Origin of the sequence: Brevibacillus sp. LEMMJ03, from assembly GCF_007197875.1 — a bacterium.
Lineage (GTDB): Bacteria > Bacillota > Bacilli > Brevibacillales > Brevibacillaceae > Brevibacillus > Brevibacillus thermoruber.
In genome coordinates, this window is sequence record NZ_VKJN01000005.1 from 165,158 (window position 1) to 186,154 (window position 20,997).

Consider the following 20,997-nt stretch of genomic DNA (forward strand, 5'->3'; position numbering starts at 1 on the left):
GTCTCCCGCGGCCGTCTGCGGGGCTACCGCGCCACCCGTTTGACGATGTCCGCCGCCGTCTGCGCCGCCTGCTTCACCTCTTCCACCGTGTTGGTGATGCCGAAGCTGAAGCGAACAGCCGAACGCATCACCGGATCGTCCAGACACATCGCCTTCAGGACGTGGGACAGCTCCAGCGAACCCGAGGTGCAGGCGGAGCCGCTGGCGGCGGCGATTCCGGCCAGATCCAGGTTCATCAGCATGGTCTCGGTATGGACGCCGGGAAAGCTGACGTTGAGGATGTGCGGCAGATGCCGTTCGGGGTGGCCGTTTACGTGAAACGCGATGCCCGACTCCCGCCAGACGGCAAGCATGGCTTCGCGCATCTGCCGGTACTTGGCGACGCGCTCCTCCATCTCCCTGGCAGCGATCTCCACCGCCTCTGCAAAGCCGACGACGCCGGCCAGGTTTTCCGTGCCGGCCCGCCGCTTCCGCTCCTGGTTACCGCCGTGCAGATGCGGCAGAAACGGCACCTTCCGCCCCAGGTACAGGGCCCCTACGCCTTTCGGGCCGTTGATCTTGTGAGCGGAGACGGAGAGCATGTCCACCGGCAGTTCGCTGACGCTGAGGGGCATCACGCCGAATGCCTGCACCGCGTCGGTGTGAAACACGATGTTCCGTTCGCGGAGGAACCGGCCGATCTCTTCAATCGGCTGGATCGTGCCCACTTCGTTGTTGCCGTACATGATCGAGACCAGCACGGTATCCGGCCGGACCGCCTGTTTCAGCTCCTCCAGGCTGACCATGCCCGTCTCGTCCACCGGCAGGTACGTCACCTCAAAACCCATCTGCTCCAGATGCGCGCAGGCATGCAGGACGGCGTGGTGCTCGACGCTGGACGTGATGACGTGCCGCCCCCGCTCCCGCTGGGCCATCGCTCCCCCGATGATCGCCATGTTGTCCGCCTCCGTCCCGCCGCTGGTAAAGACGAGCGTCTGCGGTTCGGCGCCGAGAATGTGAGCGATCCGGTCGCGCGCCTGCTCCAGGGCCATGCGCGCCTCCCGCCCAAAGCCGTGCAGACTGGAGGGATTGCCGTATACGTTTGTCAGATAGGGTTGCATCGCTTCCGCCACGCGCGGATGGACAGGGGTCGTGGCGGCGTGGTCCAGATAGATCATCTCGCGCTCTCCTTTGCTTCGTACGCTGTTGCGTCAAATGTAAAACATGTAACCGTCCGTCTGTCCTTCGTCCTTGTAGCTGATCAAATCCTGCAGCGACGTGGAATCGAGGACGGCGGATATGCTGTCGCGGATGCGCAGCCACAGGTAGCGCTTGGCCGGGTCTTCCTCCTCGGTAAACTCCACCGGGCTGATCGGCCCTTCCAGCACGCGGATGATGTCGCCGGCGGAGATTTCATCCGGCTTTTTCGCCAATACATACCCGCCGTACGCGCCGCGGATGCTTTTCACCAGTCCGGCATTGCGGAGCGGCGCGATCAACTGCTCCAGGTAATGCTCGGACAAATCGTGCCGCTGGGCAATGCTCCGCAGCGAAATCGGGCCTTCGCCGAAGCGGTTGGCCAGTTCCATCATGATGGTCAGGCCGTAACGTCCTTTCGTAGAAATTTTCACTGTACCAACTCTCCTTTTTTTCCTCTCGCTCCCTGCCCACCTCCTCCATGACGGTTGACCTACATGAGACGGGCGGTTGGGGACACACTACGTTGCAGGGGGTGAATGCACATGGCCACCAATCAAAAAGCGGTAGACGGCAAAAACCATCCCTCTGCGACGCTGTACGACCAGCCGGCCGGCACGATCGCCCACAAGGCGCGCTACGGAGCCAGCGAGCAGAGCAAACAGCCGAACGAAAACGGCGATCTTCCCAACAAACCGGGAGGAACCGTCCGCACCTGAACGCTCGTTCCCCCGCCACCCGGGGGAACGTTTACGGTCCGGGCGTCTGCTTGCGCTCCGCCTGCCGACGGCGAATCTCCTGCTCGTAGCCGATCGGCTTCGGCTGATAAAACGTGTAGTCGGTCCCGTCCGGCAAATACCGCTGCGGGACGTATCCGCCGGGATAGTCGTGCGGATAGAGGTACCCTTCGCCGTGACCGAGCCGGGACGCTCCCTTGTAGGCGGCGTCGCGCAGGTGGAGCGGCACCGGTTTGTGCCCGTCCTTCCTGATCGCGGCCAGCGCCTGGTTGATCCCGTTGTAGGCGGCGTTGCTCTTGGGCGCCGTCGCCAGGTACGTGGTCGCCTGGGCAAGGGGAATCCGCCCCTCCGGCATGCCGACCAGCTCCACCGCCTGGAAGCAGGAAACGGCGATGGTGATCGCCTGCGGATCAGCGTTGCCGATGTCCTCCGAGGCGGAAATCACCAACCGGCGGGCGATAAACCGGGGATCCTCGCCCGCGTCGATCATCCGCGCCAGCCAGTACAGCGCGGCGTCCGGATCGGAGCCGCGAATCGACTTGATAAACGCGGAAATGGTGTCGTAGTGGTTGTCGCCGCTTTTGTCGTAGCGAACGGCGCGCCGCTGGATGGACTCCACCGCCACTTCCAGCGTGACGCAAATCCGGCCGCGTTCATCCGGAGGCGTCGTTTTCACGGCCAGTTCCAGCGCGTTCAGCAATCTCCGCGCATCTCCTTCGGCGTACCGGATCAGGTGATCGGCGGCGTCGGGGGTGACCGTGACGTTCAATTCTCCCAGTCCCCGTTCGCGGTCGGTAATCGCCCGCTCCAGCACCTGCCGCAGTTCCTCTTCGTTCAGCGGATGCAGCGGAAAAATCTGCGAACGGGAGAGCAGGGCGGCGTTCACTTCAAAAAACGGATTTTCCGTGGTCGCCCCGATCAGGATAATCGTCCCGTCCTCCACACAGGGGAGCAGTGCGTCCTGCTGCGCCTTGTTGAAGCGGTGAATCTCGTCGATAAACAGCGTAGTGCGCTGACCGTTCATCACCAGACGGTCTTTCGCCTCCTCCACGATGCGGCGGATGTCGGCGACCCCTGCCGTCACCGCGTTCAGTTCGGCGAAGTGGGATTTGGTCGTGTTGGCGATGATTTTTGCCAATGTCGTCTTTCCCGCCCCGGGCGGACCGTAAAAGATGAGCGACGAGACCTGGTCGGCCTCGATCGCTCGCCTGAGCAGCTTGCCCGGCGCCAAAATATGTGATTGTCCGAGCACCTCATCCACGGTGCGCGGCCTCATCCGCGCCGCCAGTGGCTGCAGTTTGCCCGAATCGTGCTGTTCGTATGCGAACGAAAAGAGATCCATTGCTACATACCCTTCCATTTTAATGGGGTTGTCTCAATATCATAGCATACTGGAAACAAACGTGCATTGGCAAGCAACCAATCGGCGTTCCGGCAAGTCGGCAGGTCAGCCGTCCGCAGCGGCGAAAGCGTTTTCCCCATACTGCCGTTTCCCCGCTACCGCACCGTGATCACGCGCTGTTCCCGGCTGCTCTGTTCCGCCCACTCGATCACCCGGATCACGTTCATCGCGTCCGCAGGCGAAACGGGCGCGGGTGTTGCGGACACAATCGCTTCGTACATCTGCTGATAGTACGTCTGATAGGCGCCCGGGATGGTTTCCACGCTGCCGCTCACGTTCAGTTCTCCCACGCTCAGCGTGAGCTGTCCGTACGTCTCTTCGCGATCCCTGCCCCACTCCGGTCCTCCCGGTATCAGGCCCGCCCGCAGCGCGTCTTCCTGCGGATCCAATCCGTACTTCACGAAACTGCCCTTGTCGCCGTGGATCTGGAAACGGGGACCGGGCTGTCTGACCAGCGAACCGGCGTGCAGAATCACCCGCAGCGATCCGTACCCGAGCACGATGTGGAAGTAGTCCGTCGTCCTGGCTCCGGGGCGCTGTGCGCCGACGTCGGCCATCACCGTCTGCGGCAGACCGAAAAGATGAAGCGCCTGATCAATCAAATGGGAACCCAGGTCGTACAGAATGCCGGAACCGGGCAAATCCCGCTCCCGCCAGCGGTCGGTCACCTCCGGACGGTAGCGGTCGTAGTGCGCTTCATACAGGGAAATCTCCCCCAGCACGCCGGATTGAAGCAGGTGTTTCACCGTTAAAAAATCGTTGTCCCATCTGCGGTTGTGGTAGACGCTGAGCACGCGTCCGCGCGACTCGGCCAGCCGGATCAGTTCTTCCGCTTCCGAAGATCGGATCACAAACGGCTTTTCCACCACGACATGCTTGCCTGCCTCCAGCGCCTGCTTGGCGTACGGATAGTGCAAGGTGTTTGGCGCGGCAACGACCACCAGCTCAATCTGTTCGTCACGCAGGAGTTCGTCCACGCTGGCGACCGCCTGCGCTTCGGGCAGGTCTGCACGCACCTTTTCCGGACGGGACGAGACGACCTTTGCCAGCTTCAATCCCGGCACCGACCGGATCACCGGTGCATGAAAGACCTGGCCGGACAATCCGTAGCCAATCAACCCGACGTTTACCTGTTTCACGATTCTCCTCTCCCTTGCTCCGTCGATCGGGAAGCGACCAGCAGCTCCACGCCCGCCTGCTCCAATGCCGCGCGAACCTCTTCGGCCGGCTCCGCGTCGGTGACGACGATGTCGATCTTGTCCAGGCCGCACACCTTGTGAAACAGCCGCTTGCCGAACTTGCTGGAATCGGCGAGAACGATGACCTGATCGGCGCACTCCAGCATCGCCATTTTCACGTAGGCTTCGTCCACCGTGTGGGCGGTCAGTCCTTCCGGCGTGATGCCGCAAGCGCCAAGCAGCAGTTTGTCCACGCGCATGTCGCGCAGCGCGGCGATGGTCTTGGGTCCGAACAAGCCGCGATGCCAAACGTTTAGCTGACCACCGAGCAGATGGATTTCCGCCGACCGCTTCCGGCTGAAAATGTCGGCCACGTCAATGGAATTGGTGACGACGACGTGCGGTTCGGCTGACATCCATTCCGCTGCGAACTGCACCGTTGTTGCCGTATCCAACAGGAGATAGTCACCGCTGTGGATCAACGACGCGGCCACCCTGCCTATCTCCCGTTTGCCTGCCGGGTTGTTCAGCCGCTCTTCGTAGCTCTGCACGTGCTTGGTCAAGGTGGGCAGCACCGCTCCGCCGCGGACGCGGATGATTTCCCCCCGCTCCTCCAGTTTGACCAGATCGCGTCGGGCCGAGTCGCGGGAAATGCCGAACCGGTCGCACATCTGCTCCACGGTGATTCGATGGTGCTGCTGCAAATGGCGCAGGACAGCGGCGAGACGTTCTTCTTGCTGCATGGAAACTCCCTCGTTTACGGAAAAGATATCCTTATCATAAGCGTTTTGCTTACGATCGTCAAAAACATTGCGCGTTTTGCGAGTGATGATAAGCAAAACGCGCAGCCCCGTTGATCGGGGAGAGAGGATGCGCTATAGTAGACGGAAACGATATCCAAGGAGAGGAGCGTGCCCCACATGGCCCGGACAGAATCCACGATGTTCCCGCTCGGTCGAAAGGCACCTGACTTCGCGCTGCCGGACACGGTAACCGGCAAGGTCGTGTCGCTTTCCGAGCTTGCCTCGGAAAAGGCGACGGTGATCATGTTCATCTGCAACCACTGCCCGTTTGTCAAACACGTTCAGGCGGAGCTGGTACGGCTCGCGAACGATTACCTTCCCAAGGGCGTGTCCTTCATCGCGATCAGCTCCAATGACGCTGCCGCCTATCCGGACGATTCGCCCGAGCGGATGAAGCAGGTGGCGGAAGAATGGAAGTATCCCTTCCCGTACCTGTACGACGAAACGCAGGAGGTCGCCCGCGCCTATCAGGCAGCGTGCACACCCGACTTTTACGTGTTCGACGGGAATCTGGCGTGCGCCTATCGCGGTCAATTGGACGACTCCCGTCCCGGCAACGACATTCCCGTCACCGGCGCGTCCATCCGCGCCGCCCTGGATCAACTGCTGAACGGCGAACCCGTGACGGTCCCGCAAAAACCGAGCCTCGGCTGCAATATCAAGTGGAAGCAGCCCGATCGATGAATGAACAAAACCCACTACCGAAAGCTGGCAGTGGGTTTTGTGTCATTACATTGTCTGCAGTCAAAGAAGCTGCTGCGCCCTTTTCGCAGCAGCTTTCAGACTGAGGACAAACCTATTGCATCGAAGGAGAAGCATGTTTCCAGGCAGAGCGACTTGTGAGCCCTACCGAGCGGAGCAGCGATTTGCGGGAAAAAGGAGCGCCACCATTGAATGGGCTGCGCAGCGGTGCGGCTTTGGCGATCCCCCGCAAATCGGTGCGGAGCGTGCAGTCTATGCTTCCTTGCTGGGCGAGCACGGAGCGGGTGCCGGAAACGTGCTTCTCCACCCAGCAGCTACTTTGTCTATACACTGGAAGCTGCTGCGCACTGTACGCAGCAGCTTTTCCTTGGGTTATCCTTTTGCCGGCTGCCAGCCCAGTATGTCGCGGACGACGACGCTGGCCAGAATCAGCCCCGCGACGGAAGGCACAAACGCGTTGCTCGCCGGGGGACGGCGCGCCTTGCTGATCGGAGAATGGGGATCGGCAATTTGGTTTCGCACGTCTTCGCGGATCGTTACCGGAATTTCTTTCGAATACACCACTTTGACGCCTTTGTGGATGCCTTTTTTCCGCAGTTCGCGCCGGATCACCTTGGCGATCGGGTCGTAGCTGGTCTGGGAAATGTCGGCCACTTCGAAGCGGGTCGGGTCCATCTTGTTGGCCGCCCCCATGCTTGAGATGATCGGAATGCCGCGCCGCTTCGCCTCTTGGATCACGTGAAGCTTGGCCGTCATGATGTCCATCGCGTCGACGATGTAATCCAGCTTGTGGGCGAACAACTGATCGGCCGTCTCTTCGCTGTAGAACATGTTCAACGTGACCACTTCACACTCCGGATTGATCGCGGCGATGCGCTCCTTCATCAGCTCCGCCTTTGGCCGGCCGATGGTGTGCAGGGTGGCGTGAATCTGCCGGTTGATGTTGGTGATGTCCACCACGTCCTTGTCCACCAGCACCAGCTTGCCGACGCCGGTGCGGGCCAATGCCTCCACCGTAAACGAACCGACGCCGCCGATTCCCAGCACGGCGACGGCGCTGTTTTTCATTTTTTCCAAGCCCTCGGGACCGAAGGCCAACTCACAACGGGAAAATTGATGAAGCATGTTTCCGTCAACCTCTTCCTCTCAAACGATCTGAACGACCCGGCTCCTCCCTGCTGCCCGTTGAAATGATCCATCGGAAAAGTAGGAATCCCGGGCAAAAAAGGAGCCCCATTATGCCGTGCTGCTCCTGAAGTTTTGAACCTGCGCTGCGCAGGTGGGTGTCTCGCCCAACCGTCCCGGACGTCCACTCGACGGAGGCATGTCCTCGCGGTTTGGGACGGCAAACTCCCTGAAAAGAGTTTGTGGCTCAAAACTATTCGGAAGTCACGTACATCGCAGGGCTATTCTTCAGTATTACCAATGTATCAGAGGCGGATGCGCCTGTGCAAGTACGCTTACGCCTTCTCGTCTTCTCCTTTGACCGTGGTGGTGATGTTCAGTTCGGCGAGCTGCACCGGCTCCACCTGTCCCGGCGCGTCCATCATCAGGTCGCTGGCGCTTGCCGTTTTCGGGAAGGCGATCACTTCACGCAGGTTGCTGCGGCCGGCCAGCAGCATGACCAGACGGTCCAGACCGAGCGCGATGCCGCCGTGCGGAGGCGTGCCGTATTCGAAGGCATCCAGCAGGAAGCCGAACTTCTCGCGCGCTTCCTCCTGCGAAAAGCCGAGCGCCTTGAACATTTTCTCCTGCACGTCGCGCTTGTAAATCCGCATCGAACCGCCGCCCAGCTCGTAGCCGTTGAGCACCATGTCGTACGCCTGTGCCCTGATTTGTCCCGGGTCGGTTTCAAACAGGTGCAGGTCTTCGTCTTTCGGACGCGTGAACGGATGGTGCAGGGCGACGTAGCGCTGCGCCTCTTCGTCCCATTCCAGCAGCGGGAAGTCCACCACCCACAGGAAAGCAAATTTGCTGTGGTCGATCAGGCCGAGCTCCGCACCCAGTTTGGAACGCAGAGCGCCCAGCGCGTCCGCCACCACTTTCGGCTTGTCGGCCACGAACAGGAGCAGGTCGCCTTCTTCCGCCGCCAGACGCTGTTTCAGCGCGTCGATCTCCTCCGCGGAGAAGAACTTGGCGATCGGCCCTTTCACCTCGCCGTCCTTGAAGCCCATCCAGGCCAGCCCTTTCGCCCCGTAGCGGGCCGCGAATTTGCCCAGATCGTCCGCTTCCTTGCGGGAGTAATGGCCGCACCCTTTGGCGTTGATCGCTTTCACCTGACCGCCGCCGGCGACGGCACTGGCGAACACTTTGAAATCGCTGTTGGCCACCAGGTCGGACACGTCGGTCAGCTCCATGCCGAAGCGGATGTCCGGCTTGTCGGAACCGTAGCGGGCCATCGCTTCCGCGTAGGTGAGGCGCGGGAACGGTGTCGGGACGTCCACGCCGATCGTTTCCTTGAAGACGTGGGCGACCATCTGCTCCATCATCGGCAGCAGCTCTTCCATGGACAAGAACGACGTCTCGATGTCCACCTGGGTAAACTCGGGCTGACGGTCGGCGCGCAGGTCCTCGTCGCGGAAGCAGCGGGCGATCTGGTAGTAGCGCTCCATTCCGGAGACCATCAGCAGCTGCTTGAACAACTGCGGCGATTGCGGCAGCGCGTAAAATTCGCCCGGATGCACGCGGGACGGCACCAGGTAGTCGCGCGCCCCTTCCGGCGTGCTCTTGGTCAGGATCGGCGTCTCCACTTCGACGAAGCCGCGGCTGTCCAGGAAGTCGCGGAACGCCTTGGACGCCTTGCTGCGCAGCATCAGGGAGCGCTGCATCTCCGGACGGCGCAGGTCCAGATAGCGGTACTTGAGGCGAACCTGCTCATCCACGTCGATCTCGTCTTCGACCGGGAACGGCGGCGTTTTCGCGTCGTTGAGAATCTCGATTTCGGCGACGTGCACTTCCACTTCGCCGGTTTTCAGCTTCGGGTTGACCGCTTCCGGATCGCGCTTGACGACGGTTCCCTTTACGGCCAGCACGTATTCGCTGCGGACCTTGTCGGCGATTTCCCACGCCGTTTTGTTAAACTCCGGGTTGAACACGATCTGCACGATGCCCGTCCGGTCGCGGAAGTCGATGAAAATCACCCCGCCCAGGTCGCGCCGCTTCTGCACCCAGCCGTTCAGGACAACCTCCTGTCCGATGTGTTCCTTGCCCACTTCTCCACAATGCACGGTACGGTATTGCCACGTCATCTTCGGTAATCCTCCACTCTTCTTGTCTATGAAATAACGCGAAACATTTCTTTACGCGCGTGCCGCCAGGCGTTCGGCCAGAACGGCGGCGACCTGGTCGCGCTTCACTTCCTGCTGTTCACCGGTCGCCATCTCCTTGAGGACGACCGTGCCGTTTGCCAGCTCCGCTTCGCCGATAATCGCCGTAAACGCGGCGCCCAGCCGGTCCGCCTGTTTGACCTGCGCCTTCATTTTGCGGTCCAGGTAGTCCAGATCGGCGGACACCCCGGCGCGGCGCAGCTCGTCGACGAGGACGAACGCGTCCTGCTTCGCTTCAGGGGTCTGGATCGCCACGAAGCAGTCAATCCCCCCGCTCACGGGCAGCTCGACGCCCTGCTTTTCCAGCGCGAGCAGCAGCCGCTCAATGCTGAGCGCAAAGCCGATGCCCGGCATGTCCTCGCCCCCCAGCTCGGCCACCAGCCCGTTGTAGCGGCCGCCGCCGCAGAGCGTTTCGACGGCGCCGATTTCCGCCATCTTGATCTCGAAAGCCGTCAGCGTGTAGTAATCCAGTCCCCGCACCAGCCGCGGATTGACCGTGTACGGGATGTTGAGCGCGGTCAGATAGCGCTTGACCGCCTCGAAGTGGGCGGCGGACTCGTCGCTCAGGTAGTCGAGAATGGACGGCGCGTCCTTGGTCAGCGTCCGGCACTTCTCGTTTTTGCAGTCCAGCACGCGCAGCGGGTTGCGGTCGATCCGGGATTGACAGTCCGCGCACAGCTCGCTGCGGACGCCGTTCAGGTGGGCGAGCAGGTGCTCGCGGTGGCGGGCGCGGTCCTCAAGGGTGCCGACGCTGTTCAGCTCCACGCTCAAGCCCGTCAGTCCCAGCTCCTGGTAGAAGCGCATCGCCAGCGCGATCACTTCGGCGTCAATCGCCGGATCGCTGGAGCCGATCGCCTCCACCCCAAACTGGACGAACTGGCGGTAGCGTCCTGCCTGGGGGCGCTCATGGCGAAACATCGGGCCCAGGTAGTACACTTTCACCGGCTGGTTGGGCTGCCCGTACAGCTTGTGCTCGACGTAGGCGCGCACCACGCCGGCGGTCCCTTCCGGCCTGAGCGTCAGCGCGTCGTCGCTGCGCGGATTGGAGACGCTGTACATCTCCTTTTCCACGATGTCCGTGGTTTCGCCCACGCCCCGTTGAAACAGCTCCGTGCTCTCAAACAGCGGCGTGCGGATTTCCTGATAATTGTAGCGGCGGCAGAGATCGCGGGCCCTGGCCTCGACGTAGTGCCACAGCTCCACGGTACCGGGCATGATGTCCTGCGTACCGCGGGGAATTTGAATCCTTGTCATCTTGCCTGAACCTCCATTGTCTGTTCCCGCAGGAACGTTGGTAAGCAAAATAAAAAATCTCCCGCCGCCCGACATGTCGTACGGACATGTCAGGGACGAGAGATGGTATTCCCGTGGTGCCACCCTGATTGGACTCCAACAGGGAGTCCCGCTTGTTGGCCGTTAACGCCGGCGTACGCCTGCCGGTTACTGGGATGGCGGCCGAAACGCGCGCGGCCGTTTTCCGTTCACCGACGGTCCTCGGGGATGTCATTCGCCAGGCCGTTATAGAGAAGCGCTCTCAGCCGCGGCGCTTCCTCTCTGGCTATCCGTCTCCTGGGTACTTGTTCCCGTCATCAGATCAGACAATCGATCTAGCATGAAAGCTTACTGAAAATCATAGCAAACCGCCAATCGGTCGTCAACAGGCGCTCGGTAAAACTTTTTCCACCGGTTACTCCGCCTGTCCTGCCGATGCGGCTGCCGTCCCGAAGTAGACCTGGTCCAGATCGCGGAGCTTTTCTTCCGTCAGCGTCCGGTAGGTTTCGTTGTACGTCTTCGGATCTTTCGGGTTGGGCCAGCGCGTCAACTTGCCGCTGCCGGGAGCCATCAGCTTGGAGACGGCGCCGCATCCCAGCCCCAGGATGGTCTGCACTTCCTCCATGATCATGATGTTGTAGATGCTCTCCCGGCCATCTTGGGCGTAGCCGACATTTTCCAGATTGCCGAGGATGTTTTTCTGCCGGTAGAGGTAGTACGGCTGGTAGCCGTGGGCCGCCGTCCACTCTGACGCCAGCGCCATCATCCGGCTGATCTCCTCCCGGCTGGCCACCTTGTAGCGCTCTTTGTTCTGCGTCATCTCGGACGCCCGCTTGAACGAGAGGGTATGCACCGTCAGCGAGGCGGGCATCAGTTTTTCCACTTCCCGCAGGCTGTGTTCCAGCTCGGCCAGTCCTTCGTTGGGCAGGCCGATGATCAGGTCCATGTTGATGTTGGTCAGCCCCATCTCCATGGCGAGATGGTACTTTTCGATCGTCTCCTCGACCGTGTGGTGGCGGCCGATGGCGTGCAGCGTCTCCTGGGTAAAGGACTGCGGATTGATGCTGATCCGGTCCACGTTCCAGCGCTTCATCACCGCCAGCTTTTCCCGCGTGATTGTATCGGGACGTCCCGCTTCCACGGTCAGCTCGCGCACATCCGCCATGTGCGGAAACGAGCGGTGCATCTTGTCGAACAGTTGATCCAGATCCTCGGCTGTAATGCTGGTCGGCGTGCCGCCTCCGAAGTACACGGAGGTAATCCGCATGTCATGCCGTCTCAGCCACTCGCCCAGCCGCTCCATCTCGTAGTGCAGCCCCTCCAGAAACGGATTGACGGAGGCGGTGTGGCTGCGGATGGCGTAGGCGGGAAAGGTGCAGTAGGCGCACTTGGTGGGACAAAACGGGATGCCGATGTAGACGGACAGCTCCCGGTCGATCCTGTACAAATCGGGCACCACCTGTAACTGCCGGTCGACGATCTCCTGCAGCAGGCGCAGCTTGTACGGCCGGACCATGAAGTCCTCCCGCAGCCGGCGGTGCGCTTCTTCCTGACTGGCGCCGGAGGAGAGCAGATGATGCAGCAGCTTGGTGGGACGGATGCCGGTCAGGATGCCCCAGCCCTGCTCCATGCCGGTGAACTCCTCCAGCATGACCAACAGGACGTAGCTGACCGCCTGCTTGGCGACCTTCCGCTTGCCCACCTCATCCAGGCCGGCGGTCTGCCTCTCCGCGCTGTGGACGAACCGGCGTTCTCCGGCGATCAGCTCGCCTTCCGCCGAGACGCTGCCGCCCCTGTCCGCGAGAGCCAGCCGGATGCGGATCCCCTCGCCGCTGCTCCATTCGTCCACGTAGGCGATGTCGGGGTCTTCGTAAAACAAAGCGAGAATCAAGGCGATTTCCCGCTCGAATGCGTGTCCTTCACATTTGACTTGTATCATCGGTTCCACCTGCTTTTCAGTATGCCATTCTTCATCTTATCCGACCTGAAAAGCCGGGTCAACCGGACGCGGCCGGCGGAAGGCGCCGCGTCATTGGTGCAGCTTTCGCCTCAATGTCCGAACGTCCCGCACACTGATGTGAAATTCCCTCGACAGTTCCACGTCGTTGAGCGCGGATTCCTTCTCCAGAAAGTCGTGAAAATCGACGGAAAACAGGCGCCGGTTGGCTTCCTGGGCAAACGTTTCCTTGTTGGATTGTCTCACCGTGTCCTCCTCGCTTTCTCGATGAATGCTCTGCTCCCTAGTATGGCCTCGTCCGGGGAAAAGCATAAGCGGGGCGGGTCGATGCGTGCCGCTTTGCGTGTAACTATTTGCAATCGCGGAAGAAGTTTGTCGGATGATGCAGGAAAAAGAAGGGGAAAGGCAGAAGGTATTAGCTGGCAAATCATGCATTGATCGACTTTCAAAACCATGGAAAGGATGTCTACCGTGTTTGAGCGACAAAAGCTTCTGCGGACCATCCTGGCTGCGGTCTGCGCCGTATTGTTTCCCGTATCCGCCGCGTGGGCGGACGGCTCCGTCCAGGTCACCGTGGACAATCTGAACGTTCGGTCCGGGCCCAGTCTGCAGGATCAGGTGCTTACCACGCTGCCCGCCAAAAGCGTCCTGCCCGTCCTCGCCGAGCAGGGAGAGTGGCTGAACGTCCGGCTTCCCGACGGCCGCACCGGCTGGGTGGCCAACTGGCTGGTCAAACCGGTGGCCCAGCAGAGCGTGGGACCGCAGGCGGAGAGCCAAACGACCAACCTCAACGTGCGTTCCGGCCCCGGCCAGACGTTTCCCGTCATTCAGACCATCAATCCGGGTACCCGGTATCCGATCGTGCAGCGCAGCGGGCAGTGGCTGCAGATTCAGCTTTCCTCCCAGAAAAAAGGGTGGGTGGCCGGCTGGCTGGTCACCGAGCACCCCGCCGCCAGTCAAGGGACAGCGGCGCCCGGCGGCGTAAGCGGCGGACAAGCTAATGGCAGCGCGCCGGAGACGCCCCCCGGCGGACAGGCAACCGGCAGTGCACCGGTGACGCCCCCCGGCGGACAGCCGAATCAGCAGGGGCGCGAGCTGATCCTGGACTACGCGCCGTACGTCTACCCCGCTCCGGACGCCGCGCAGCCAGCCATCGGACAGCTTCACGACGGCGAAATCATCACCGTTTTGGCGGAACAGAACGGGTGGATCCAGTTTCCCTACGGCGGCGTCAACGCCTGGATTCCCAAGCAGGGAACGGTCCAGACACCGCTTCCCGCCGCCGGCAGCGGCCAGCCGAATCCGAATCCGCCGCAGCCGGTTCCGGACGCCGGTGCGCCCGCGCCTGACAGCGGCTCCGGACAGCCGCAAGCTCCCGCCAAGCGGACGGCCACGGTCCAGACGGACGGTCTCAACCTGCGCGGCCAGGCCAGCACAACCAGCCCCGTCCTGGGGACGTTGAAGCTGGGAACCACGCTGACCATTCTGGAGCAGCAGGGAGATTGGTACCGCGTCCAGACACCGGACGGCAAAACCGGCTGGGTGGCCGGCTGGCTCATCAGCGTGCAGGAGCCGGCGATGTCCGGTCCGCACGTCACCATTTTGAACCCGGACACCAACATCCGCTCCGGTCCCGGCACCCAGTACGGCATCGTCAGACGGGTACAGCCCGGAGAAAAATACGCGATTGTCAAAAAAGAAGGCGACTGGTTCCAGATCACCTTGCGCGACGGTTCGACGGGCTACGTCGCCGGATGGCTGGTGGCTCCGGTGGGCATGCCCCCCGTCATCAAGGGCAACGAACTGGTCGGCAAGGTGATCGTGGTCGACCCCGGCCACGGCGGCAACGACACCGGAGCGACCGGCTCCAGCTTTTCCACGCTGGAAAAGACGGTCAACCTGCAGGTGGGGCTGCTGCTGAAAAACAAGCTGGAAGCGGCCGGCGCCAAGGTGATCATGACCCGCAGCGACGACCGCAAGCTGACGCTGCAGCAGCGCGTGGACATTGCCGTGCAAAACAACGCGGACATTTTCGTCAGCATCCACCACAACACCCATCCCAACACGCTGACCAACGGCACGATTGTCTTTTATTACAACAAGGGCAATTCGAGCAAGCTCGCCTCGCTGGTGCAAAGCGAAATCGTCAAGGCGACCAGCTACAAGGACCTGCAGTCCAGGTTCGGCAACTACTACGTCCTGCGGGAGAATCCGGTTCCGTCCATCCTGGCGGAGATCGGCTTCCTCTCCAACTACAACGAAGAAATCCGGCTTCGTTCCGAAAAACAGCAGGATTTGGCTGCCGAAGGGCTGTACAAAGGCATCCTTCAGTACTTCGCCTCCCAGAACGTTCAGGGAGGATAACCTGAGAACCCCCTTGGCCGTTTTCAATCCGGAAAGCGGCAAGGGGGTTTTTCGTTCGTCCGCGATGCAAGGAAACCATTTCCTTGACATCCATTTCATGCAACCGTTATGCTGAAGACATACTCATCAGTATGGAATGAATACATGGTCGGAGAGATACGATGACGACACGCGAACGAATCATGGAAGCGGCCCGCCGGTTGGCCGCCCGCCACCCTTTTGACAAAATCAGTTTCGCCGATGTGGCGAAAGCGGCCGGCGTCCACTGGACAGCGGTGAGACGCCACTTCGGCAGCAAGCAGGAGATGAGAGCCTGGCTGGCCCAACAGCAGGCGGACAGCGCGCCGTCGCTGGCCGATACGCGGACGCGCATTTTGGATGCGGCCGCCCGCGTATTCGCCCGGCTAGGGTATGCCGGAGCGTCGCTGGAGCAGGTGGCCGCCGACGCCGGAATGACAAAGGGAGCCGTCTACTGGCATTTTTCAAGCAAGAGCGATCTGTTCGCCGCCCTGTGCGAGAAGAACCTCACGCAGCAGCTTCAGGTGATGCCGCGGCAGGCGGAGTCAGCCCTCAATTCGGCTGCTCCGGCGCAGGGGCTCGCCCGCTTGCTGCAGTCGCAGTTTGCCTGCGTGGAGGAGGGACAGGGCAATCCGATGCTGTTTTTCGAATTTGTCACCGCCAGCCGTGATCCGGCGGTCGGCGAAGCGCTGCGGGCCGCGTACGGAAAGATCATCGACGGCGTCAGCGGCGTCATCGCGCAGCTGCAGGAAAGCGGCGCCGTCAAACGCGATTGCGACCCGGGCGCCTTGGCCGTTCTGTTCCAGGCGCTGATCAACGGCCTGCTGTTGGGCTGGCTGATTGACCCAGACCGCATCCGCTTTGAGCAGGTGGTGCCCGAGCTGTCCAGAGTCCTCTGGGAAGGCCTGCAGCCCTCGGCGGACGACGCCACTGCACCCGTTTGAAAGGCAAACGGGTTTTTTGCCAGCAACCACATACCGATTGGTACGTTATTCTCATACGTTTACGTATGTAAAACGAATAGAAAGGGATGATGGGGATGTGTGCGATCACGGGGGTGGCGGCGGTCATGCTGGCGCTTTATGCGCACAATCAACGGGAGGTTCGCCGCGCCGAAAACGCTTTTCCGCCGCGTGGATCATTCGTCACGGCGGAAGGACTGCGCCTGCACTACGTCTGCCAGGGGGCGGGACAGCCGGTCGTGCTGCTGCACGGCGGGATTCTCTCCTCCTGCGATTACGCCGGGGTATTGGAGCTGGCCGCAGAAGCGGGCTTCCGGGCCATCGCGTTTGACCGGCCGGGCTACGGCTACAGCGAGCGGCCCCGGCGGGACATGGCGACGCCTGCGGTTCAGGCCCGCCTGCTGCGGGAGGCGCTGTCCGTCCTCAAGGCCGAACGGCCCGTCCTGGTGGCCCATTCGTGGAGCGGATCGCTCGCGCTCGCCTACGCCTTGGCCTATCCCGACGAGATCGCCGGCCTTGTGCTTTTGGCACCGGGGGCCTACGCGGGTGACGCCTACCCGGCCGGAACGGCGGACCTCTTGATCGGCCGCCTGCTGCGCGTTCCCTGGCTGGGCGGCCTGCTGGCCAACACCGTGCTTCCGCCGTTGGCGCGGCTGCTCGTCAAACCGATGGTCACGGCCGCATTTTCCCCTGACCCGGTGCCGCCGGGCTACCTGGAACGAGCCAGAGCCTTGTGGTCGAGGCCGGGTCAGTTGAGGGCCAATCGCGAAGACATTTTGGCCTACGTCCGGACGGTCCCGCAGTGGGAGCCGCGATACGCCGACATCCGCACTCCGGTCGTGATCGTCGTCGGCGATGCCGATCCGTTCCACCCCGCGCTGCAAGCCGGCCGCCTGCATCGGGAGATCGGCCACTCCCGGTTGGTGGTGCTGCCCGGCACCGCCCACATGATCCCGGATGTGCGGCCGGAAGCGGTGGTGGAGGCTGTGCACATGGTGTTGAAACACAAACAGCCGAGCTAGGCTCGGCTTCGTTTCCTCTTTACACGGGCCGCCTGTCCCACGGCTCCACCTGGCCGACGACCGAGAACGGCCGGTCGCCCTGGATCGCCGCACGGACGCCGGCGGCGATCTCCGCGTGGGTCAGCCAGCGGGAGTCGTCTCCCTGCAGCCGAAACCCGAGCAGAATCCGCCGGTACAAACAGTTGGGCACGTCGGCGACGCGGGGCGGTTCCTTGTAGGCGCGGCTGCCGCAGACGTGAAACAGCCGCCATGTCCTGCGTTGCGCCGACAGTTCCTGCTGAACCGCCGGGAGCGCGTGGGGAGCGGTCGAGTGAATCCAGGCGACCACCAGATCGATTCCGCCCCGCTCGCGAACCAGTGACGCGGCCGCTTCCCGAAACCGGTCCGTCTGGTGATAATCGACCGGCAGCAGGGAGAACCCCCTCCGGCCTGCCGGATCGCTCCGCCAGGGCCTGCAGCTTCTTCCGGTCTCGCCCGATCACGGCCACATGGTATCCCGCTTCCTGCAGCCACAGCGAGACCCCGGCCAGCATGCCGCTCCCGCCGATCACCAACGCTTCCCGTCCCACCGCCATCCCCCTCTCCGATTCCCGTACGCTTCGCGATTAACCCGGACCTCCCGCCGTGGAAGTGTCACGACTCCACGATCAACGTGACGGGGCCGTCGTTGACCAAACGCACTTCCATCATCGCGCCGAACCGGCCCGTCTCCACACGCAGCCCTTTTTCCCGCAGCTTGGCGTTGAACAGCTCGTACAGCGGTTCCGCCTGTTCGGGGCGGGCCGCCGCCATGAAGTTGGGCCGCCTTCCCTTGCGGCAGTCCCCGTACAGGGTAAACTGGGAGACGGACAAAATCTGTCCCTCCCGCTCCAGCACGGAGTGGTTCATTTTTCCCTCGCTGTCTTCAAAAATGCGCAGGTGAGCGATTTTGTCGGCGACAAACTCCACGTCCTTTTCGGTGTCCTCATGGGTAATGCCGACCAGGAGCACCAGCCCGTGCTCAATCTGTCCGACGATCTCTCCCCCTACGGTAACGCTTGCTTCCCTGGAGCGCTGTACCACTACGCGCATGCATGATTCTCCCTTCTCTCCCAAATGAAGAGCACCCAATCTCTCGCGATCAGGTGCTTAAAATCCGCCGAACGGAATAAATGTCTTTGATGCTTTTGATGCGTTCCACCACTTTTTGCAGGTGAGCCACATTGCTGATCGTAATGGTCATGTGGATCGTGGCGAGGCGGTTTTTGTCCGCCTTGCCGCTGACTGCGGCAATGTTGGTCTTGGTCTCCGCCACGACCTGCAGCACGTCGTTGAGCAGGCCGCTGCGGTCCTGGCCGGTGATTTCGATGTCCACGTTGTAGTTGTGCTTGGCGTCGGCATCCCACTCCACGTCGATCAGCCGCTCCACGCACTCTTCCGTCAGCACGTTGGGACAGTCGCGCCGGTGAACCGATACGCCCCGGCCGCGGGTGACAAAGCCGATGATCTGATCGCCCGGGATCGGCGTGCAACATCGCGATATCCGCACCAGCAGGTTGTCCACGCCGCGCACTTTTACGCCCGATTCGCTGCGTACGACCTGCGGGGACGAGCTCGGTTTGTACTCAGGTGCGGGCGGGTTCTGCTCCTCCCGCTCCCGCCGCAGCTTGTCGATCAGCCGGGTCACGATCTGCGCGGCGGTGATGCCGCCGTAGCCGACCGCGGCGAACATGTCCTCGTGCCCCTGGAAGTTGAAGCGGGCCGCCGCCTCTTTCAGGTTGGCTTCGGTCATCGCCTCCTTGACGTCGTAGCCGCGGGCCTTGATCTCCGCCTCCACCATCTGCTGCCCCTTGGCGACGTTCTCTTCCCGCTTCTCCTTTTTAAACCACTGCTTGATCTTGTTGCGGGCGTGGGCCGACTTGGCGATCTTCAGCCAATCCTGGCTGGGGCCGTACGAATGCTTGGAGGTGAGAATCTCGACGATGTCGCCCGTTTTCAGCGCGTAGTCCAGGGGGACGATCTTGCCGTTGACCTTGGCGCCAATGGTGCGATTGCCGACCGCCGAGTGAATCCGGTAGGCAAAGTCCAGCGGCACGGAGCCTTTGGGCAGTTCCACCACGTCTCCTTTTGGGGTAAAGACGAACACCGTGTCGGAGAACAAGTCCTGCTTCAGCGACTCCATGAATTCCTGGGCGTTGGGCGCCTCCTCGGAACCGCCCTGGATGATCTCGCGCAGGTTGCCCAGCTTTTCGGCAAACGAGCCCTGCACGACGCTCTTGCCTTCCTTGTAGGCCCAGTGGGCGGCGATCCCGATCTCCGCCGTCCGGTGCATCTCCCAGGTGCGGATCTGCACTTCCAGCGGCTCCCCTTTCGGCCCGATCACGGTAGTGTGCAGAGACTGGTACATGTTGGCCTTGGGCATCGCGATATAGTCCTTGAAGCGGCCCGGCATCGGCTTCCACAGCGTGTGGACGATGCCCAGCACCGCGTAACAGTCGCGGATGTCGTTGACGATGACGCGCAGCGCCAGCAGGTCGTAAATCTCGTTGAACTGCTTGTTTTGCTTGGTCATCTTCTTGTAGATGCTGTAAATGTGCTTCGGCCGGCCGGAAATCTCCGCCTCGATGTTCAGCTCTTTCAGCTTCTCCTTGATCGTGTCGGCCGCCTCGTTGATGTACGCCTCCCGCTCGGCCCGCTTTTTCTGCATCAGGTTGACGATGCGGTAGTACTGCTGCGGATTCAGGTAGCGCAGAGCCGTGTCCTCCAGCTCCCACTTGACGGAAGCGATCCCCAGCCGGTGAGCCAGCGGCGCGAAGATTTCCAGCGTCTCGTCGGAAATCTCCCTCTGTTTTTCCTCGGACATGTGGCGCAGCGTCCGCATGTTGTGCAGGCGGTCGGCCAGCTTGATCATGATGACGCGGATGTCCTGGGCCATCGCCACCAGCATCTTGCGGTGATTTTCCGCCAACTGCTCCTCCTTGGACTTGTATTTGATTTTCTCCAGCTTGGTCACGCCGTCGACCAGGAGAGCCACTTCCGAACCGAACTCTTCGCGAATGCGATCCAGCGTAATGTCGGTATCTTCCACGACGTCATGCAAAAAGCCGGCGGCAATCGTCACCGCGTCCATGTGCAGGTTGGCGAGGATCCCCGCGACGGCAATCGGATGCATGATGTACGGAACACCCGATTTGCGCACCTGACCTTCATGCGCTTGCTCCGCCAGGCGGTAGGCGCGCGTAATCAGGTCCAGATCGGTTTGGGACAAATAGCTGCTTGCTTTATTCAGTACTTCTTCAACGCCGGTGCTCATAGTTCCCTTCCCTTATCCTCTCATACAGAAAACTTCCTACGAAGCCGGTTCAACCGTTCCATCTCGTCGTAAGGGTGGAATCGATACAACACGTCTATTTCATACTATTATCTTGTAAGTCGTTTGCCTTGTAAAGGTGATTCTCCCCGCAAAGTATGAAGGAACCGTGAAAAGGGCCACAATCGGGCAGCGGCGGCTGCCTGACGCCCTTGCGGCCAAGGAAAAAAAGCTCTCCGTCCGCTGCGAGGGACAGAGAGCAACGCTGCTAGTATTGAACCAGCGACTTGACCGGAATGTCGCCCAGTTTTTGGCGTCCGTCCAGATAGGTGAGCTCGATGAAGAAGGCAGCGCCGACCACCTTGCCGCCCAACTGCTCGACCAGGTTGATCGTGGTGGTGATCGTGCCGCCGGTCGCCAGCAGATCGTCCGCGATCAGCACGCGCTGCCCGGGCTGAATGGCATCGACGTGTACAGCCAGCGCGTCCTTGCCGTACTCCAGGCTGTAGTCCGCCTTGATCGACTCGTACGGCAGCTTGCCGGATTTGCGGATCGGCACGAAGCCCAGGCCCAGCGTGTAGGCCAGCGGAGCGCCTACGACAAAACCGCGCGCTTCCGGTCCGGCAATCACGTCAGCCTGCATCTCGCGGGCAAACTGGGCCAGTTCGTCAATCGCCGCTTTGTAGGCAGCCCCGTCTTTCAGCAGGGTGGTAATATCCTTGAAGCGAATGCCCGGCTGAGGGAAATCAGGAATCACGCGAATGTATGATTTAAAGTCCATGAAACAAT

Annotated in this window: 19 protein-coding genes, 1 other RNA gene and 1 other annotated feature; of the genes, 5 read left to right on the plus strand and 15 right to left on the minus strand. The window is 61.6% G+C overall.

Going from position 1 to position 20,997, the window contains the following annotated elements:
• Positions 1-23: 23 nt before the first annotated feature.
• Together FOI68_RS08825 and cymR are read right to left on the minus strand one after the other, a co-directional pair.
• Positions 24-1,157 (minus strand): cysteine desulfurase family protein, encoded by a 1,134-nt coding sequence (locus tag FOI68_RS08825; RefSeq protein ID WP_143862888.1) that lies wholly within the window; start codon positions 1,155-1,157, stop codon positions 24-26.
• A 33-nt stretch (positions 1,158-1,190) separates the two neighbouring features.
• The gene (gene cymR / locus FOI68_RS08830; RefSeq protein ID WP_029097424.1) at positions 1,191-1,610 is read right to left on the minus strand and encodes a cysteine metabolism transcriptional regulator CymR; all 420 of its coding nucleotides are present in this window, start codon (positions 1,608-1,610) and stop codon (positions 1,191-1,193) included.
• Positions 1,611-1,721: 111 nt separating this feature from the next.
• On the opposite strand from cymR, the gene FOI68_RS23370 reads away from it, so the two are divergent.
• The gene (locus tag FOI68_RS23370; protein WP_162836713.1) at positions 1,722-1,895 is read left to right on the plus strand and encodes a hypothetical protein; all 174 of its coding nucleotides are present in this window, start codon (positions 1,722-1,724) and stop codon (positions 1,893-1,895) included.
• Positions 1,896-1,926: 31 nt separating this feature from the next.
• Here the strand turns inward: FOI68_RS23370 and FOI68_RS08840 are convergent, their stop codons facing one another.
• The 3 genes from FOI68_RS08840 to FOI68_RS08850 all read right to left on the minus strand — a co-directional run bounded on the left by FOI68_RS08840 (position 1,927) and on the right by FOI68_RS08850 (position 5,236).
• Positions 1,927-3,255 carry an AAA family ATPase gene (locus FOI68_RS08840; RefSeq protein ID WP_143862889.1) on the minus strand — a complete coding sequence of 443 codons (1,329 nt, stop codon included), beginning with the start codon at positions 3,253-3,255 and terminating at the stop codon, positions 1,927-1,929.
• A gap of 155 nt (positions 3,256-3,410) precedes the next feature.
• Entirely contained in the window at positions 3,411-4,454 is a 1,044-nt protein-coding gene (locus FOI68_RS08845) for an oxidoreductase (RefSeq protein WP_143862890.1), read from the minus strand.
• Entirely contained in the window at positions 4,451-5,236 is a 786-nt protein-coding gene (locus FOI68_RS08850; protein ID WP_143862891.1) for a DeoR/GlpR family DNA-binding transcription regulator, read from the minus strand. The genes FOI68_RS08845 and FOI68_RS08850 overlap by 4 nt, the downstream gene beginning before the upstream one ends.
• A gap of 177 nt (positions 5,237-5,413) precedes the next feature.
• Between FOI68_RS08850 and FOI68_RS08855 the strand changes: the two genes are divergently transcribed.
• A complete protein-coding gene (locus tag FOI68_RS08855) occupies positions 5,414-5,980 on the plus strand; it encodes a thioredoxin family protein (RefSeq protein ID WP_035300207.1) in 567 nt (188 codons plus the stop codon).
• A 390-nt stretch (positions 5,981-6,370) separates the two neighbouring features.
• Here FOI68_RS08855 and FOI68_RS08860 read toward each other — a convergent pair whose 3' ends face one another.
• From FOI68_RS08860 to FOI68_RS23375, 6 genes are all read right to left on the minus strand, one after another.
• Positions 6,371-7,123 carry a tRNA threonylcarbamoyladenosine dehydratase gene (locus FOI68_RS08860; protein WP_029097429.1) on the minus strand — a complete coding sequence of 251 codons (753 nt, stop codon included), beginning with the start codon at positions 7,121-7,123 and terminating at the stop codon, positions 6,371-6,373.
• 101 nt (positions 7,124-7,224) lie between these two features.
• Positions 7,225-7,408: non-coding RNA, 6S RNA (ssrS, locus tag FOI68_RS08865), on the minus strand.
• Between the two features lie 50 nt (positions 7,409-7,458).
• The gene (gene aspS, locus FOI68_RS08870; protein WP_143862892.1) at positions 7,459-9,246 is read right to left on the minus strand and encodes an aspartate--tRNA ligase; all 1,788 of its coding nucleotides are present in this window, start codon (positions 9,244-9,246) and stop codon (positions 7,459-7,461) included.
• Between the two features lie 51 nt (positions 9,247-9,297).
• Positions 9,298-10,578 (minus strand): histidine--tRNA ligase, encoded by a 1,281-nt coding sequence (gene hisS, locus FOI68_RS08875; protein ID WP_143862893.1) that lies wholly within the window; start codon positions 10,576-10,578, stop codon positions 9,298-9,300.
• 88 nt (positions 10,579-10,666) lie between these two features.
• Positions 10,667-10,923: a binding site (T-box leader), on the minus strand.
• Between the two features lie 88 nt (positions 10,924-11,011).
• Positions 11,012-12,535 carry a coproporphyrinogen III oxidase gene (locus tag FOI68_RS08880; protein ID WP_143862894.1) on the minus strand — a complete coding sequence of 508 codons (1,524 nt, stop codon included), beginning with the start codon at positions 12,533-12,535 and terminating at the stop codon, positions 11,012-11,014.
• Between the two features lie 90 nt (positions 12,536-12,625).
• The gene (locus tag FOI68_RS23375; RefSeq protein ID WP_185973908.1) at positions 12,626-12,799 is read right to left on the minus strand and encodes a hypothetical protein; all 174 of its coding nucleotides are present in this window, start codon (positions 12,797-12,799) and stop codon (positions 12,626-12,628) included.
• Positions 12,800-13,015: 216 nt separating this feature from the next.
• Here FOI68_RS23375 and FOI68_RS08885 point away from each other — a divergent pair, with 216 nt between their 5' ends.
• The 3 genes from FOI68_RS08885 to FOI68_RS08895 all read left to right on the plus strand — a co-directional run bounded on the left by FOI68_RS08885 (position 13,016) and on the right by FOI68_RS08895 (position 16,919).
• Complete coding sequence (locus tag FOI68_RS08885; protein ID WP_255433411.1) at positions 13,016-14,917, plus strand: N-acetylmuramoyl-L-alanine amidase family protein; 1,902 nt, start codon at positions 13,016-13,018, stop codon at positions 14,915-14,917.
• A 161-nt stretch (positions 14,918-15,078) separates the two neighbouring features.
• Complete coding sequence (locus tag FOI68_RS08890; protein ID WP_143862896.1) at positions 15,079-15,879, plus strand: TetR/AcrR family transcriptional regulator; 801 nt, start codon at positions 15,079-15,081, stop codon at positions 15,877-15,879.
• A gap of 95 nt (positions 15,880-15,974) precedes the next feature.
• Complete coding sequence (locus FOI68_RS08895) at positions 15,975-16,919, plus strand: alpha/beta fold hydrolase (RefSeq protein ID WP_185973909.1); 945 nt, start codon at positions 15,975-15,977, stop codon at positions 16,917-16,919.
• Positions 16,920-16,938: 19 nt separating this feature from the next.
• Here the strand turns inward: FOI68_RS08895 and FOI68_RS23920 are convergent, their stop codons facing one another.
• From FOI68_RS23920 to FOI68_RS08915, 4 genes are all read right to left on the minus strand, one after another.
• Positions 16,939-17,247, minus strand: coding sequence for a Rossmann-fold NAD(P)-binding domain-containing protein (locus FOI68_RS23920; RefSeq protein WP_255433412.1), 309 nt, complete (start codon positions 17,245-17,247; stop codon positions 16,939-16,941).
• A gap of 305 nt (positions 17,248-17,552) precedes the next feature.
• Positions 17,553-17,990: a D-aminoacyl-tRNA deacylase gene (gene dtd / locus FOI68_RS08905; protein ID WP_029097436.1), complete on the minus strand. Its 438-nt coding sequence runs from the start codon at positions 17,988-17,990 to the stop codon at positions 17,553-17,555.
• 49 nt (positions 17,991-18,039) lie between these two features.
• Entirely contained in the window at positions 18,040-20,211 is a 2,172-nt protein-coding gene (locus FOI68_RS08910; protein ID WP_029097437.1) for a RelA/SpoT family protein, read from the minus strand.
• 265 nt (positions 20,212-20,476) lie between these two features.
• Positions 20,477-20,989, minus strand: coding sequence for an adenine phosphoribosyltransferase (locus tag FOI68_RS08915; protein WP_029097438.1), 513 nt, complete (start codon positions 20,987-20,989; stop codon positions 20,477-20,479).
• Between the last annotated feature and the right edge of the window lie 8 nt (positions 20,990-20,997).